14 protein-coding genes and 1 pseudogene are annotated in these 14,698 nt (G+C 55.2%); 11 read left to right on the top strand and 4 right to left on the bottom strand.

From position 1 onward, the window contains the following. Nucleotides 1-7 precede the first annotated feature (7 nt). On the bottom strand, nt 8-562 hold the full coding sequence (locus tag K3729_09220) for a GNAT family N-acetyltransferase (protein ID UWQ97675.1): 555 nt from the start codon (nt 560-562) through the stop codon (nt 8-10). Between the two features lie 125 nt (nt 563-687). Here K3729_09220 and K3729_09215 point away from each other — a divergent pair, with 125 nt between their 5' ends. Both K3729_09215 and K3729_09210 read left to right on the top strand, forming a co-directional pair. After that, entirely contained in the window at nt 688-1,911 is a 1,224-nt protein-coding gene (locus K3729_09215; protein UWQ97674.1) for an acyl-CoA dehydrogenase, read from the top strand. 88 nt (nt 1,912-1,999) lie between these two features. Next, nucleotides 2,000-2,962, top strand: a complete 963-nt coding sequence (locus K3729_09210) for a phosphoadenosine phosphosulfate reductase (GenBank protein UWQ97673.1) — start codon at nt 2,000-2,002, stop codon at nt 2,960-2,962. A 65-nt stretch (nt 2,963-3,027) separates the two neighbouring features. On the opposite strand, the gene K3729_09205 is transcribed toward K3729_09210, so the two are convergent. Together K3729_09205 and K3729_09200 are read right to left on the bottom strand one after the other, a co-directional pair. Continuing rightward, complete coding sequence (locus K3729_09205) at nt 3,028-3,651, bottom strand: hypothetical protein (protein UWQ97672.1); 624 nt, start codon at nt 3,649-3,651, stop codon at nt 3,028-3,030. Nucleotides 3,652-4,037: 386 nt separating this feature from the next. Further along, nucleotides 4,038-4,313 carry a hypothetical protein gene (locus K3729_09200; protein UWQ97671.1) on the bottom strand — a complete coding sequence of 92 codons (276 nt, stop codon included), beginning with the start codon at nt 4,311-4,313 and terminating at the stop codon, nt 4,038-4,040. A gap of 99 nt (nt 4,314-4,412) precedes the next feature. On the opposite strand from K3729_09200, the gene pyrC reads away from it, so the two are divergent. The 3 genes from pyrC (at nt 4,413) to K3729_09185 (ending at nt 7,938) form a co-directional block, all read left to right on the top strand. Continuing rightward, the gene (gene pyrC, locus K3729_09195) at nt 4,413-5,465 is read left to right on the top strand and encodes a dihydroorotase (protein ID UWQ97670.1); all 1,053 of its coding nucleotides are present in this window, start codon (nt 4,413-4,415) and stop codon (nt 5,463-5,465) included. Between the two features lie 66 nt (nt 5,466-5,531). After that, nucleotides 5,532-6,206, top strand: a complete 675-nt coding sequence (locus tag K3729_09190; GenBank protein UWQ97669.1) for an orotate phosphoribosyltransferase — start codon at nt 5,532-5,534, stop codon at nt 6,204-6,206. Nucleotides 6,207-6,441: 235 nt separating this feature from the next. After that, nucleotides 6,442-7,938, top strand: a complete 1,497-nt coding sequence (locus K3729_09185; GenBank protein UWQ97668.1) for a replicative DNA helicase — start codon at nt 6,442-6,444, stop codon at nt 7,936-7,938. Nucleotides 7,939-8,022: 84 nt separating this feature from the next. On the opposite strand, the gene K3729_09180 is transcribed toward K3729_09185, so the two are convergent. After that, nucleotides 8,023-8,820 (bottom strand): DUF2189 domain-containing protein, encoded by a 798-nt coding sequence (locus K3729_09180; GenBank protein UWQ97667.1) that lies wholly within the window; start codon nt 8,818-8,820, stop codon nt 8,023-8,025. Nucleotides 8,821-8,925: 105 nt separating this feature from the next. Between K3729_09180 and K3729_09175 the strand changes: the two genes are divergently transcribed. From K3729_09175 to K3729_09150, 6 genes and pseudogenes are all read left to right on the top strand, one after another. Beyond that, nucleotides 8,926-10,239: a hypothetical protein gene (locus K3729_09175; protein UWQ97666.1), complete on the top strand. Its 1,314-nt coding sequence runs from the start codon at nt 8,926-8,928 to the stop codon at nt 10,237-10,239. Further along, a complete protein-coding gene (locus K3729_09170; GenBank protein UWQ97665.1) occupies nt 10,236-11,021 on the top strand; it encodes an ATP-dependent Clp protease proteolytic subunit in 786 nt (261 codons plus the stop codon). Before K3729_09175 ends, K3729_09170 begins: the two co-directional genes overlap by 4 nt. Before the next feature lie 45 nt (nt 11,022-11,066). Next, nucleotides 11,067-12,104, top strand: a complete 1,038-nt coding sequence (gene alr, locus K3729_09165) for an alanine racemase (protein ID UWQ97664.1) — start codon at nt 11,067-11,069, stop codon at nt 12,102-12,104. After that, on the top strand, nt 12,101-12,874 hold the full coding sequence (locus tag K3729_09160; GenBank protein UWQ97663.1) for an ABC transporter permease: 774 nt from the start codon (nt 12,101-12,103) through the stop codon (nt 12,872-12,874). The genes alr and K3729_09160 overlap by 4 nt, the downstream gene beginning before the upstream one ends. After that, nucleotides 12,871-13,608: an ATP-binding cassette domain-containing protein gene (locus K3729_09155; GenBank protein ID UWQ97662.1), complete on the top strand. Its 738-nt coding sequence runs from the start codon at nt 12,871-12,873 to the stop codon at nt 13,606-13,608. Before K3729_09160 ends, K3729_09155 begins: the two co-directional genes overlap by 4 nt. Nucleotides 13,609-14,006: 398 nt before the next feature. Further along, nucleotides 14,007-14,675: pseudogene (locus K3729_09150) on the top strand (DNA repair protein). Nucleotides 14,676-14,698: the final 23 nt, after the last annotated feature.

Genomic DNA, 14,698 nt, shown 5'->3' with positions numbered 1-14,698 from the left:
TCAGCAACTATGCCTCTACCGCGTGATCGATGATCCGTGATGTCAGGATGTGATCTTCCCATTCACCTGCGATCTTTAGGTAGCGTTTGGCGTATCCTTCTTTCTCGAAGCCCAACCTTGCCAGAAGACGCCCGCTGCGTTCATTACGCGGCATATAATTCGCCATGATCCGGTTGAGGCCAGCATGCGCAAACACAAACGGGATGATTTCGACGAGAGCTTCGCGCAGGATGCCTTGGCCTTGATAGGCCAGATCGATCGAATAGCCCAAGTGGCACGCTTGAAAAGCACGCTTCGTGATATTGGTGAAGTTGCAAACAGCAGCGACGCCATCCGCCCCATGATAGCGCACTGCGAAATGATAGGACTGCCCAGACGCGTTTTGCGCAGCCTGATCTGCTGCCCGTTTCTGCCAAGCGTCGTGGCTGTGATACCCCGTCGGCCTGTGCGGTTCCCATGGCGACAGATGTGCATGGTTGCGTGTATAATACTGGTGCAGCGCCCACGCATCCGTTGGCGTCACAAGCGCAATTCTGGTGCGAGGGGTCGCAAGTTGCGTCATTCTGGGCGTCCTGAATAGCGGAATGTCTCGACCGACTTTAACTGAACTCGGCCCCATGATCACAGCCCATTGTCATGTACAGCTCGCAAGCGTAGGTTTTGCGCAAATTGCTTGAGGAGGCTTCCATGAAAGATGCAGCAACAGATCACAAGTCGGGCTTTGGCCCCGACCTGAATGCATTCGATTGGGAAGATGCCCTACGTCTTGAGGACCAGTTAACCGAAGAAGAACGCATGCTGCGCGACGCCGCGCGGACCTTTGCGCAAGATGTATTACAGCCGAAAGTGACAGCTGCCTACCGCGACGAAAAAACTGACCCCGGTATTTTCAAGCAAATGGGCGATGCGGGCCTTTTGGGGGCTACGATTCCTGAAGAATATGGCGGGCTGGGTGCGAATTACGTGACCTATGGTCTCATCGCGCGTGAAATCGAACGGGTGGACAGCGGCTATCGGTCCATGATGTCTGTGCAATCATCCTTGGTCATGTACCCTATTCAGGCCTACGGGTCCGAAGAACAGCGTCAGAAATATCTACCCGGCTTGGCCGCTGGTACATTGATCGGCTGTTTCGGCCTGACCGAACCTGATGCGGGATCAGACCCTGCAGGGATGAAAACGACGGCGAAGAAGACAGACGATGGCTACGTGTTGAACGGATCTAAAATGTGGATTTCCAACGCGCCGATCGCAGATGTGTTTGTCGTTTGGGCCAAGTCAGAGGCCCACGGCGGCAAAATCCGCGGCTTTGTTCTGGAAAAGGGAATGGAAGGTCTGTCAGCCCCGAAAATCGGCGGCAAGCTGTCCTTGCGCGCGTCGATCACCGGCGAGATCGTGATGAAAGACGTGGTCGTATCCGAAGATGCGCTGCTACCCGGTGTGCAAGGATTGAAAGGGCCGTTTGGTTGTCTCAATCGGGCGCGCTACGGCATTTCATGGGGCGTGATGGGTGCGGCAGAGTTTTGCTGGCACGCCGCGCGTCAATACGGACTTGATCGCAAACAGTTCAACAAACCACTTGCCCAGACACAGCTGTTCCAGAAGAAACTCGCCGATATGCAGACCGAAATTTCACTGGGTTTACAAGGTGCGTTGCAGGTCGGACGCCTGATGGATGCAGGCAAGGCCGCACCAGAGATGATCAGCCTGATGAAACGCAACAACTGCGGTAAGGCCTTGGACATCGCGCGAATGTCGCGTGACATGCATGGCGGCAACGGCATTTCCGATGAGTTCCAGATTATGCGTCATATGGTCAACCTGGAGACCGTGAACACCTACGAAGGAACCCATGATGTGCACGCCTTGATCCTCGGGCGCGCACAAACGGGACTTCAAGCTTTCTTTTGATCCCGAAACACCGCAAAACTGGCTTATGACCCGCCCATTTTCGCCACATTAACGCGCAATAACGGATCACCCGCTGCTGGAGACAACCATGAACAAAGATAACCGAATTGACATCGATTCCGGCCTGTCAGGCTTGGAAGGAGATGCATGGTTTGTCCAACTTGAAGAAGTTGCAGAGGACCTTGGGTATTTCGAACGACTTGAAAAGCATGCGGCTGCCTTCATTGATGCAGGTCCCAAGCTGCTAGTCACCTTCGAAAATGCAGATACGATTCAGGACACCAGCAAGGAAAACGAACCTTTCGGGTTCACCTTTGTCCGCGAAGAAGGTTGGTCGCATCTTGGAATCTATGCCCAATCCGAAAGCTGGTACCGCGAAAAACGCATCTACGGTTATTTTGACCGGTTGATCGACGACGGGTTCTTTGAGGACTTTGACGAAGTGCTGTTTTATGGCGCGGATTCAGGTGGTTATGCAGCGACAGCTTATAGCGTTGCAGCGCCCGGTTGCCGCGTTCTCGCGCTGCGCCCACAGGCGACGCTTGACCCGCGCATTGCCGGGTTTGATCAACGCTACCGCGATCAACGGATCAAGGATTTCTCGAGCCGCTATGGCTACGGGCCGGATATGATTGATGCCGCAGAACAAGCCTATATCGCGTTTGACCCCCATCAGCTGATGGATGCCGTGCATGCCGCGCTCTACACAAAACCCAGCATGACGCCTTTGCGGTGCCATGGGTTGGGCGGGCGGTTGTCCCGTTCGCTCGAGGGAATCGAAATTCTTGATGATCTCGTGGTTGGCGCAATGGATGGCACACTGACGCCGCAAAGCTTTGGCAAATTGCTACGCGCACGCCGGTCTTATGCCCCTTACCTGCGCAACCTGTTCAACCAAACCATGAAACGGGATCGTCTGGATTTGGCCGTCAACGTCTGCGCGCACGCGATCAGAACGGGCCACACCCGCTTTTTCGATGAACAACTCGAGATCCTGAAAGAACAAGGGTATCATCCTTACCGCCCTGTTAAGATCAAAGCGGCCGAATAGCCCCGAAATGACAAAGGCGGCCCCTAAAGTGCCGCCTTCCCATCAGTGTTTCCAAATATAGCCACTTAGAAAGTGGCAGGTTCAATCGCTACGGGGATGTTTACACCTGTTTCCGCCACTGAAGAACTACTGGACAGGATGTATGCCGTGTCGAGCGCAGGCAGATATGCGTAAAGCAGCGACACGCCGTATTCATCCGTAGGCCAGCGGTATTCAACAACCGCGTGGATCGTTTCATAATCGCACCCGGAAATCCGCGTTACGGGCGCGTCCAAAAAGAACACGTCATAAAGTTCAGACCGTTGGTCCCCATCGGGAAAAATGTTTGTGGTGCTGCCTGACCAGAAAGTCCCCACTTCCGGTGCAGGCAGCGCCGCAGATGCTTCGTCAAACACGATTTCAAGGCGCGAGGAGCTTTCCGGACGGGCCGCGACAAGCGTGACCTCTTCGGTGAAGTAAAGCCCGTGTTGTCCGGTGAACTTAATAGTCAGATCTTCTGACGCATAGGTTTCCGTGACTTCAACAAGCCCTGCTCGCGTCCTGCGCATTGCAACGGATGATTGGTTTTCGAAAGTAACAATGATCCCACGACGCATGTCTTCTTCGTTTAGACAGGCAGCGTTAACACTATTTACCCCGGCTACCACCATCAACGCGGCCCCCACCGCGTATCTGACTGTATTCAACATCTTTGCCCTTTCACTTGAGCCACCATCACCGTCACACAATCGCCACATCCTTGCCAACCCGGCGCGAGCCGCAGAACAGTTCTTTGCCAATACGGAAACAATCAATTGAATCGATTTCCATCGTATAAATAGTTCGTTCACCATCCCAATCCTAGGCAAAGAACAGGCCAAAACAAAGCAATTTCGTATAGAATAAAGGATTACGCGCACGATACGTCGTTGAAGGTGCGGCCTCACAGTACGACGGAACATCGCGACGCGGGGCCTGTGAACGGCTACGTTCGAGCCCCACAGCGGCGCGCATGGGCAATCTCTGATCCGGCAACAGATGCCATAGTTTTGGCACAATTGACCACATAGAGGCAGCCAACTGCTGCCAATAGCAATCACTTTTCGATCTTTTTGCCCTGTGCCGCATCAAAGATTCGCGTGCCAAAATAGCCAAGGCTAAACCCAACGGTCAGTCCGATTGCATTGCCGCTGTCAAAAATGGACGCCACAAACGCCGCGATGATCAAGCAAATCAGCACGGTGATCGCCCGATGTTCGAGCGCATCGATTGGTACGACTTTGCGTAGTTTTGCGACAACTGGCTTACCGACAACCGGCTCTAGCTGCGGTACCAAGAAACCAGCGGCAGCAGCGATCAAAAATCCAAGCATTATTCGTCCCCTTTATTGTCCCAGAGTAAGCGTAAGCTGTGCGGGCCGTTCCTTTCAACCAACATTGTGATCTTTGCCCTTTCGGTGTAACCGGACTGCATGAAAGATAAAGCGATTACCGAACTCACAATCCGGCGTCCGGATGACTGGCATCTTCACCTGCGTGACGGCGCAATGTTGCAAGCGGTGCTGCCTGAAACGGCCCGCCATTTTGGTCGTGCGATCATTATGCCGAACCTTGTGCCGCCAGTCGTGACAGCGGATCAGGCCCGCGCCTACCGCACGCGTATTATGGCCGCCCTGCCCGCCGGCATGACGTTCGATCCACTGATGACGCTTTATCTGACAGAAGATACAGACCCCGAAGATGTTGCAGCCGCTTATGCGGACGGCACCGCCCGCGCGGTCAAGCTGTATCCGGCGGGTGCGACAACGAATTCGGCATCCGGTGTGTCGGATTTCGACAAAGTCCGGCCTGTGTTGGCCAAGATGGCCGAAATCGGGATGCCGCTGTGTGTGCATGGCGAGGTCACGAGCCACAACATCGATATCTTTGATCGCGAAGCGGTGTTTATCGACAAGGTGCTCAAGCCGATCCGCAAGAAGAATCCAGATCTTAAGGTCGTGATGGAACACGTCACAACGCAAGATGCGGTTGATTATGTGCGCGACAATAATAAAAACCTTGCTGCAACGATCACCACGCATCACCTGATCATTAACCGGAACCATATTCTGGCAGGCGGGATCAAGCCGCACTTCTATTGTCTACCAGTGGCCAAACGTGAAACGCATCGCGTCGCATTGGTGCAGGCCGCCGTATCCGGCGACAAGCGGTTCTTCCTTGGCACCGATAGCGCACCGCATACGGACCCGAACAAGCTGCAAGAATGCGGCTGCGCAGGGATTTTCACCGCGCCGAACACTATGTCCTGCTTAGCAGAAGTGTTTGAAGCGGCAGGCGCTTTGGACAAACTTGAGGCATTCACGTCGTTGAACGGTCCGGCCTTTTACGGCCTGCCTGCGAACGAGGCGACGATCACGCTGACCAAGGGTGAACCTGTCAGCTACCCGACCCATATCGCAACGGACGACGGCCCCGTGACCGTGTTCAATCCCGGTTTCCCGCTGCATTGGAAGGTTTCCGCCTAACCCCGACCTTTCTAAAAACCGATGCCTCCGGCGGAGGTATTTTGATCAAAAAAAGATGAGACCCACATGATCCCGACCTCCTACCCGCCCAAAGAAGAAATCGCGCGTTTAACGGCCGGGATGTTGATTGAAATTGGTGCCATTGATTTCAACGCGAAAGAACCGTTTACCCACGCATCGGGCAAACAGGCGCCGACCTATGTGGATTGCCGCAAGCTGATCTCTTTTCCGCGCATTCGTGCGACGTTGATGGATTTTCTGACCATTACAGTGATGCGTGAGGCTGGTTTCGAACAGTTCGACAATATCGCAGGTGGCGAAACTGCGGGCATCCCGTTTTCCGCACTTGTAGCCGAACGTATGGCGCTGCCGATGACATATGTCCGCAAAAAACCAAAAGGTTACGGGCGCAACGCCCGCATCGAAGGTGTGATGACCGAAGGCCAGCGCGTGTTGTTGGTCGAAGACCTGACCACCGACGGCGGATCAAAACTGTCGTTTGTCGACGCAATCCGTGACACCGGTGCGACCTGCTCAGCAACAGCGGTGATCTTCTATTACGGCATCTTTGACGGTGTTGAAAAAACGCTGGGCGATCACGGTGTGCAACTGATCCATCTGTGCACATGGTGGGATGTTCTCGCCGAAGCCAAACGGCGCAATGCCTTTGACGCCGCGACCTTGTCAGAAGTGAACGCATACCTGCATGATCCAGACGTTTGGTCGGCATCGCGGGGCTAGGACGCAAGAAAAGTTATCCCCACGCCTGTGGGTGAAACGCTTGTTGTGCCGATTCCTTCGGCTATAGATTCCCCCAGTATTGTGAGTTGCTGACACGCGACCACAAGCTGTGGTATACTATTTCAGGATGGCGAGTTACGCACAGCGTTGTCCCGTACTTATCCCCCATCATTTCCAGATGGCGCTGAACAATCAGCCACGGTAGATAAAGCGCGGGACCACATAGGGGTGAAAAATGAACGAGATTGCGACATTCAACGCAACCGGAGAGGACGTGGAAACGGCCAATCAGATGCCACATTCTATTGAAGCGGAACAACAGCTTCTGGGTGCTATTCTGACCAACAACGATGTGTTCGACCGTGTGGCGTCCATCCTTGGGCCCGATCATTTCTACGATCCTGTGCATGCCCGCATCTTTGAAGTCGCCGCATCGCGGATCGCCAAGAACGCGCTCGCGTCACCTGTGACGTTGAAGACCTTTCTTGAAGACGATGCAGGCCTACAAGAACTTGGCGGCCCAGCCTATCTGGCCCGTCTGGCTGGTGCAGCGATCTCTGCATTCGCCGCCGCTGACTACGCCCAAATGATTTACGATCTTTCAGTCCGCCGCGAATTGATCACCGTCGGCCAAGCAATCGCTGAAAAGGCCGCGAAGGTCGACGTGAAAAGCGAACCGCGCGAACAGATTGTTGAGGCGGAACAGGAACTTTACCGTTTGGCTGAACAAGGCACGTCTGAAAGCGGTTTCCAAAGTTTCCTGAAAGCCGTGACCGAAGCTGTGAACATCGCGAACACCGCCTATCAGCGCGATGGCGATTTGTCCGGTGTCTCTACCGGTTTGATCGACATGGATAAAAAGCTGGGCGGTTTGCACAAATCCGACCTTTTGATCCTCGCCGGTCGCCCATCGATGGGGAAAACATCGCTGGCCACGAACATCGCCTACAACGTCGCGAAGGCCTACAAAAAGGGCATTCTGCATGACGGGTCCGAAGGGGCTGTCAACGGCGGTGTCGTGGGATTCTATTCGCTCGAGATGTCGGCAGACCAGCTCGCCGCGCGTATTCTGTCCGAGGCGGCAGAGGTGCCGTCAGAACAAATTCGCCGTGGTGACATGACGGAAGCTGAATTCCGGCGGTTTGTTGAGGCCGCAAAGCAGCTCGAGTCCTGCCCGCTGTTCATCGATGACACGCCTGCCCTGCCGATCTCCCAGTTAGCCGCCCGTGCCCGCCGTTTGAAACGGACGCACGGTCTTGATTTGTTGATCATCGACTATCTTCAGCTTGTGCGCGGCACGGGTCGATCCGAAAACCGTGTGAACGAAATTTCCGAGATCACAATGGGGATGAAAGCGATTGCGAAGGAATTGCAGATTCCGGTGATCGCGCTGTCCCAGCTGTCGCGTCAGGTGGAAAACCGCGAAGATAAACGCCCGCAGCTGTCGGATTTGCGTGAATCGGGCTCGATTGAGCAAGACGCCGACGTCGTGATGTTCGTGTACCGCGAAGAATACTATGTCGAACGCGAAAAGCCGGGCGATCACGAAATGGAAAAGATGGCCCACTGGCAGGAACGCATGGAAAACCTGCACGGCAAGGCCGAGGTCGTAATCGGCAAGCAACGGCACGGTCCGATTGGTACGGTCGAGTTGTCATTCGAAGGGCAATTCACGCGCTTTGGTAACCTTGTTCAGCCATGGCAGAACCCAAACCAGTCCGAAGAGTTCTGACGTGACGCCGCTTGAAGTTGCACATTTGCGATCTCAAACGACAACCACCCCTAATTCGTCGCCTAGCACTTGTACTTTTCGAACCTAAGCTGGATTTTGCACTGCGGCGGGTTCTGCCGTGGTCACGCGTTGGTACAGATGCCAACTCGCGTGTCCCAATATCGGCATTGCCACAAACAGTCCCAAGAAGAACGGCAACATCGTGATCAAAGTAATCACAGCCACGCTGATGCCCCAGATCAAATAGACCTGCGGTTTGCCGACAACTGCGCCGATCGAAGTGATGATCGCTGTCACGAAATCGACGTCACGATCAAGCAGCATCGGCATGCCGAGCACTGACATCGCAAAAACGATCATCGCAAAAACACTGCCTACGGCGGTCCCGAAACCTAGCATCATCAATCCGTTCGGGCTTAGGAACACATCCAAAGTGGACAGCACGTTTGTCATTGGTGACAGGCCAAGGAAAAGCGCGAATATCATGTGCCCAAGAAAGAACCAGAACAGAAAAACCACCACGATGATCGCTGCCAACCAAGGCAGCTGCCCGCCGCGTTGCGACCAAACGGACCGCGTTATCGCGGCAAATGTAACGTCGTCATCATCTTGAAGACGTTTGCTGGTCTCGTAAAAGCCGAGCGCCGCCAAACTACCCACTAACGGGTACCCCATAACGGCCAGAATTAACCAATATGTCGTCCCCGTGAGAACCGTGATCCCTGCCATTAACAATCCAGCCAACACAAAGAAACTCGCGAAAAACATACCAAGGCCAGGTGCGGTGCTAAAGTCTTTCAGACCTGATCGCAGGCTTTCGGTCAGATCGTTGAACGTCGGTGCGCGCAACGTTGGCGCGCCGTGGGGGCGTGGTTGTGTCATGATCTGACTATGCCAAATCGGCGGAAAAAGTAAACGCAACTGCCTCGTGATTTGTTTTTTCGCCCACTGCCCCCTATCTTTTGACGAAACCAGAGGGGGACCATCATGGTCAAAGACACTGATCCCGCGAACCTGAGCCGCTCGCAGGCCCACGCGTTACGACATGCCCGCGAATTGGAAGGCCATTTGACGTGGCTTGATGGGATCACAGGGACGGCGCTTGGCGTGCTGGCCGTCGCATCTGGCATCTACACGTACCTCGGTGTTTCATCGCTTCTGGATGATAATGGCGCGCTCAGTTTTATCGCGGCAATGGCCTATTCCGTCGCTGTGTCGGTCGCGATTTTCGTGTTCTGGTCCTACCTGATGCGCCTGTTGCCAGCCGTCCGTACGATGGGTGCCCGGATCGGATTATTCCTGTCGATGTGTTTGGGATCGCTTGCGATTATCGCGATGTCCTCATGGTTAAATGCCGCAGCGTTGGCCGGGGCTGCCGCCGTTGAACAGCACCTTGCGACGACAGTTCAGGATTATCAGGCCGCGTTGGAACGCGCCAATACCATCGCCGTTTCGGGTCAAGGCCTGCAACGTGATGTCGCGCGGGTCCGGCAAGGGTTTGACGACCTGAGCGAACAGGAAGCCACGGGGAATTTGTCAGGTATCGCAGGCCAAGGCGCTGTGTTCCGGTTGTTGCAGCAAAAGTCAGATGAACTTGCAGGGTTGGAGACACAAATCGCGTCACAACAACCCTTCGTCGATGCGGCATTCGCTGAAGGCAACGCCATCCTGTCGCGAATGCGTGCGTTAACTGTTGAGGCGGGACCGGTTGAACCCCGCTCTGTCTTGTTTTCCGAAGAAGCCGTACGCCTTGCGAACATCATTACGCAACTGCGCCAGCTATCCGTTGCCCCGCTTGTTGTGCGCGCGGCGCAAGATTTGTCGGCCTCTGTCGTGACCCCGCAATTGCGATCGACGTCCGACGCCACACGCCAAGATCAAGCCGCAACGATCGATTCCGTGTTAACCGTGTTGGGTCAACGGGCAGAGACTTTGCGCCTTGCCGCCGAAGCTGTGAATGGCATGACGCCGCCGTCCGATACCGTTTACACACCGATTTCCACTGCTGACGCGGTAATCAAATACGCCGCGAACTTCATCCCGAGCTGGGCAGGTGCGATTGCAATCGATCTGTTGCCCGCCGTTCTCGTGTTGATCATGACCGTGACCCAAGCCGCAATTCGTGCGGGCCGTGACGGATCAACGACGGAAGATATGATGACGCTCGCTGACCTGCGCGCCGCGATGATTGCACTGAAAGAGGTTGAAGGTCACACCAGCGTCAAAGCCCCTGAACCTAACGCAGAACCACATCCTATCCCTGCCCCGCAGCCCGTCCCAATGACAAAGCCAGCGGAATGACCAAATCGACGAAACGCGGCCCGGGAACGCTGCTGAAGCTGGTCCTTTTCATCCAGCTTGGCTTTGCGGTGATGCTGTTTGGCTCCGATTTAGTACGGGTGCTGCCGCAGGCGATGTCGCCGTCGGACGCCCCGCAATTAACCGAACCGCTGCGCCCCGGTGATCAAACGCGCAGGTTCAATCCTGCGCAGGTCCCTGCCCGCGAAGCATCCCCCAATTCGCGCCCATTGCCCAATACCGGCGACATGCCATCGCGGTTATTGTTCGACAGCGTACAGTGGGAAGGCCGCGATGTGGTGACGATGACCGGACAAATTCAGCCGGGCGATGCGGCGCGGTTTGGTGATTTTATCGACCGTGAAGGCGCACCAGAAGTGGTCTTCCTGAACAGTCCCGGCGGATCGGTCACCGATGCGTTGGTCATAGGCCAAACGATCCGCGACATGGAATCCGAGACCGCCATGTCCGACGCCGATGTCTGTCTGTCCGCATGCCCTTATATTCTGGCAGCAGGCACTACCCGCGATATTCCCGAAGGTGCGTGGGTGGGCGTTCACCAACATTTCTTTGGCGAAAACATCGCTCTGCCCGCTTTTCTCGCAGTTGAGGACATTCAGCGCGGTCAGGGCGACGTCATGACATACCTCGACAAAATGGGAATCGATCCGCTGGTGATGCAGCACGCCCTCGTGACGCCGCCCGACGAAATCTATTTGCTGACCCAAGCTGAACTTCGCACCTATGATTTTCTACCTGAAATCGCCGATGATACCGCGAACTGACAGCTTTTTCTTGACCTCCGCCCCCGGAGTGACAAAAGGGGTCGCATGAGCACTGGACACTTATCAATCGACCTTTCCGCCGTGGCCGCCAACTGGCGTGCCCTTGACGCAAAAACCACCGTGGAAACGGGGGCTGTCGTTAAGGCAGACGGCTATGGATTAGGTGCGGCACGCGTTGCAAAAGCTTTGGCCGATGTGGGTGCGCGTCGCTTTTTTGTGGCTATTGCTGAAGAAGGTGCAGCTGTCCGTCAGGCATTGGGACCGGACGTTGAAATCAGCGTATTCTCTGGCCACATGGACGGCGATACCGCTTTGATCCGTGATCTAAACCTGACGCCAATGTTGAATTCTGTGGATCAGGTGTCGCGTCATCTGGAACATCTGCCCGGCCACGGGTTTGGTATCCAACTTGACACCGGCATGAACCGTCTCGGGATGGAATGGGACGAATGGGCCGCTGTTGCCGAAGTTGTGCTGGCACAACGTCCGTCCATGGTGATGAGCCATCTAGCCTGCGCCGATGATCCCGATCACCCGATGAACCCGTATCAATTGGATATCTTCCATAAAATGACCGACGGAATCACAACGCCGCGGTCGCTTTCTGCGACGGGCGGGATGCTTTTGGGTGCGGATTACCACTTCGACATTTGCCGTCCGGGGATCGGCCTGTACGGCGGCGCGCCGTTTAAGGATGCCCGCGCGGTCGCGCGACTTGATCTGCCCGTTATTCAGGTCCGCGCCTTGGACGCGGGCGAAGTCGCAGGCTACGGCAATTCGTGGCAGGCCGCGCGTCCGTCGCGCATCGCGACTGTATCCGCTGGCTACGCAGACGGATTGATCCGCGCGATGTCAGACCGCGCCACGCTTTGGTACGACGACCACCCCTGCCCGCTGATCGGGCGCGTGTCGATGGATTTGCTGACTGTAGACGTCACCGATCTTGGCTTTGATCCAGAGGCGCTGACAATTCTTGGGCCAAAACAATCGGTAGATCAATTGGCCGACCGTGCAGGCACGATTGGTTATGAAATCCTGACATCGCTTGGTAACCGCTACAGCCGCCAATCCGTCACAGGATGATGTTTCTGGCCGCGATAGGTGCGGCAATGCTGGGCGCACTTGCGGCCCTTGGTCGGTTTACGATTTTCACCGGTCAAACGATCAGCCACCTTGTACGGCCGCCGTTTTATGGGGGCGCCTTTGGACAGGCGCTTATCCAGATCGGTTACTTTTCACTGCCTGTTGTCGGCTTGACCGCGTTTTTCACCGGCGGCGCATTGGCATTGCAAATCTATTCTGGCGGTGCGCGTTTCTCGGCAGAGGCTGTTGTTCCCCAGATCGTGGCCATCGGCATGGTCCGGGAACTGGGGCCTGTGTTGGTTGGCCTCATGATCGCAGCACGCGTCACGTCGTCCATTGCCGCTGAAATCGCCACGATGAAAGTGACTGAACAGATCGACGCATTGGTCACACTGTCCACGCACCCGATCAAGTACCTGACCCTGCCCCGCGTGTTAGCTGCAACGTTGATGATGCCGCTTCTGGTTGCAGTCGGGGATACCATCGGGATTTTCGGCGGCTATCTGGTCGCCACACAACGGTTGGGTTTTAATGCGGCCAGCTACATTCAAAACACAGTCGATTTTCTCGAAGCTTTGGACATCGCGTCTTCATTGGTCAAAGGCGCGGTCTTCGGTTTCATCGCAGCTCTTGTTGGCTGCTACTACGGGATGACATCCGACCGCGGTGCGATGGGCGTGGGGCGCGCAACAAAAGGCGCGGTGGTTGCAGCGTCAGTTTTGATACTTGCTGCCAACTTCTTCCTCACAGAAGCGTTTTTCAGCACATGATTACCCTTTCCGGCGTTCATAAGACCTTTGAAGGCAATCACGTACTGCGCGGCGTGGACCTGTCGGTCGGGCGCGGCGAAAGTATGGTCATCATCGGCGGGTCTGGGTCTGGTAAGTCTGTGCTTATCAAATGCATTCTTGGGCTCCTGACGCCGGATGCGGGTCAGATCACGATTGACGGTGCTGCGATGACGCCGAAAACCCAAGCTGGCTTTCTGGATCGGTTCGGCATGTTGTTCCAAGGTGGCGCGTTGTTCGACAGCCTGCCCGTTTGGCAAAACGTGGCGTTCCGCCTGCTGCGCGGTCCACGTAAGGCGCAGGCCCGTGATATTGCGATTGCAAAACTTGCGCAGGTCGGGCTGACCGCAGATATCGCTGACCGCTACCCGTCTGAACTGTCGGGCGGCATGCAAAAACGTGTGGGGCTGGCCCGTGCGATTGCGGCTGATCCGGAAGTGATTTTCTTCGACGAACCGACAACGGGGCTCGACCCGATTATGGCAGGCGTGATCAATGATCTGATCCGCAATGTTGTGACGGACCTTGGTGTCACTGCCGTCACGATCACCCACGACATGACGTCGGTTGATACGATCGCGGATCACGTCGCGATGCTGCACGACGGGGTCATCCGCTGGACTGGACCGAAAACGGCGATGGGTGATGCTGATGATCCCCACCTGAAACAGTTCATTGCTGGGTCGACAGAAGGGCCGATCAAGGCGCGCTGGTAACTGCGATTCGTTCGGAATCAGCGACTGCTCCGGTCAATCTGTCAAAAAGAAGGCAATTGTGACACTTTGCGCAACAACCCTGACGTGAACGTCATTGTTTCGCATTTCGCAACGGCGCGATCTTACCGCTTGTTAACCATTTCCCCTTAGAATGTGGGCGATCCGCACTGACATGCCATCAAAGACAAAACACGACACGCCCGAACCAAGAGCGCAAATTAATCGCAATTCGGAAACAATATCGGATCATTTTGCGCCCTGAACGCACCTGAAAGAGTAACAGTCGCTTCCTGTCCCCAATTCCCCTTTGGCAGTTGGCGAGTCTTCGCCTATCTTAAGAACATTCTAAGCATTTGGGGGAATGCACCTTGTTTTTGTTTCTGCGCAATTTGGCGCGCATGTGCCACGCGCTTTCATTGTTTCTGGTTGCTGCTATCGCATTGGCGTTGGCCTTTTACACCATCATGTGTGCGTTTGAGCAGTCGACTTGGCTGACGATGCCTTTGACATTTGGCGAAACCACAATCCCCGAAGCAGGCATGTACCTACAAATCATTCTGACCGTGCTTGTCGGGTCAATGGCTTTTTATCTACCGACCAACACGCGGATCATGGCGCTTGAAAATAGCCACCGCAAATTCCAGATTTCGATGCACGATGTGGCCAAAGCCTATCACGAAGTGCATACGGCCGACCGGTCTGGCGTTTTTACACTGTCATCTGAATTTGATGCCATCCGCGAACGGTTGGCCTACCTGCGCGACCACCCGGATATGGAGCAACTGGAGCCATCAGTGATGGAAGTTGCCGCCCAAATGAGCCAGCAATCGCGCCATCTGGCAGATGTTTATTCAGATGAAAAAGTTGCGCGTGCCAAGGCGTTCTTGGTTCAGCGACAGGAAGAAGCGGAAAAACAGCAGGAACGTATCGTTGAAGCGCTGCATGCCTGCACCGAAATCCGCAAATGGGCGCAACAGGTTGAACTTGAAGAAAGCATCGTTGCGTCGCAATTGGCCCAGCTTGACGAAAAGCTGCAAAAGGCCCTGCCTGCTTTGGGATATTCGCTGGAACATGACGACGGTGATGAATT

It is taken from the genome of Rhodobacteraceae bacterium S2214, from assembly GCA_025141675.1.
Classification (GTDB): domain Bacteria; phylum Pseudomonadota; class Alphaproteobacteria; order Rhodobacterales; family Rhodobacteraceae; genus Yoonia.
This window is presented reverse-complemented; position numbering and strand designations above follow the sequence as displayed.

Coding starts and splice junctions, on each gene's coding strand:
- K3729_09200 (UWQ97671.1), bottom strand. CDS start 4,313: ATGCTTGGATTTTTGATCGCTGCTGCCGCTGGTTTCTTGGTACCGCAG.
- K3729_09190 (UWQ97669.1), top strand. CDS start 5,532: ATGATCCCGACCTCCTACCCGCCCAAAGAAGAAATCGCGCGTTTAACG.
- K3729_09215 (UWQ97674.1), top strand. CDS start 688: ATGAAAGATGCAGCAACAGATCACAAGTCGGGCTTTGGCCCCGACCTG.
- alr (UWQ97664.1), top strand. CDS start 11,067: ATGAGCACTGGACACTTATCAATCGACCTTTCCGCCGTGGCCGCCAAC.
- K3729_09185 (UWQ97668.1), top strand. CDS start 6,442: ATGAACGAGATTGCGACATTCAACGCAACCGGAGAGGACGTGGAAACG.
- pyrC (UWQ97670.1), top strand. CDS start 4,413: ATGAAAGATAAAGCGATTACCGAACTCACAATCCGGCGTCCGGATGAC.
- K3729_09180 (UWQ97667.1), bottom strand. CDS start 8,820: ATGACACAACCACGCCCCCACGGCGCGCCAACGTTGCGCGCACCGACG.
- K3729_09155 (UWQ97662.1), top strand. CDS start 12,871: ATGATTACCCTTTCCGGCGTTCATAAGACCTTTGAAGGCAATCACGTA.
- K3729_09205 (UWQ97672.1), bottom strand. CDS start 3,651: ATGTTGAATACAGTCAGATACGCGGTGGGGGCCGCGTTGATGGTGGTA.
- K3729_09210 (UWQ97673.1), top strand. CDS start 2,000: ATGAACAAAGATAACCGAATTGACATCGATTCCGGCCTGTCAGGCTTG.
- K3729_09160 (UWQ97663.1), top strand. CDS start 12,101: ATGATGTTTCTGGCCGCGATAGGTGCGGCAATGCTGGGCGCACTTGCG.
- K3729_09170 (UWQ97665.1), top strand. CDS start 10,236: ATGACCAAATCGACGAAACGCGGCCCGGGAACGCTGCTGAAGCTGGTC.
- K3729_09220 (UWQ97675.1), bottom strand. CDS start 562: ATGACGCAACTTGCGACCCCTCGCACCAGAATTGCGCTTGTGACGCCA.
- K3729_09175 (UWQ97666.1), top strand. CDS start 8,926: ATGGTCAAAGACACTGATCCCGCGAACCTGAGCCGCTCGCAGGCCCAC.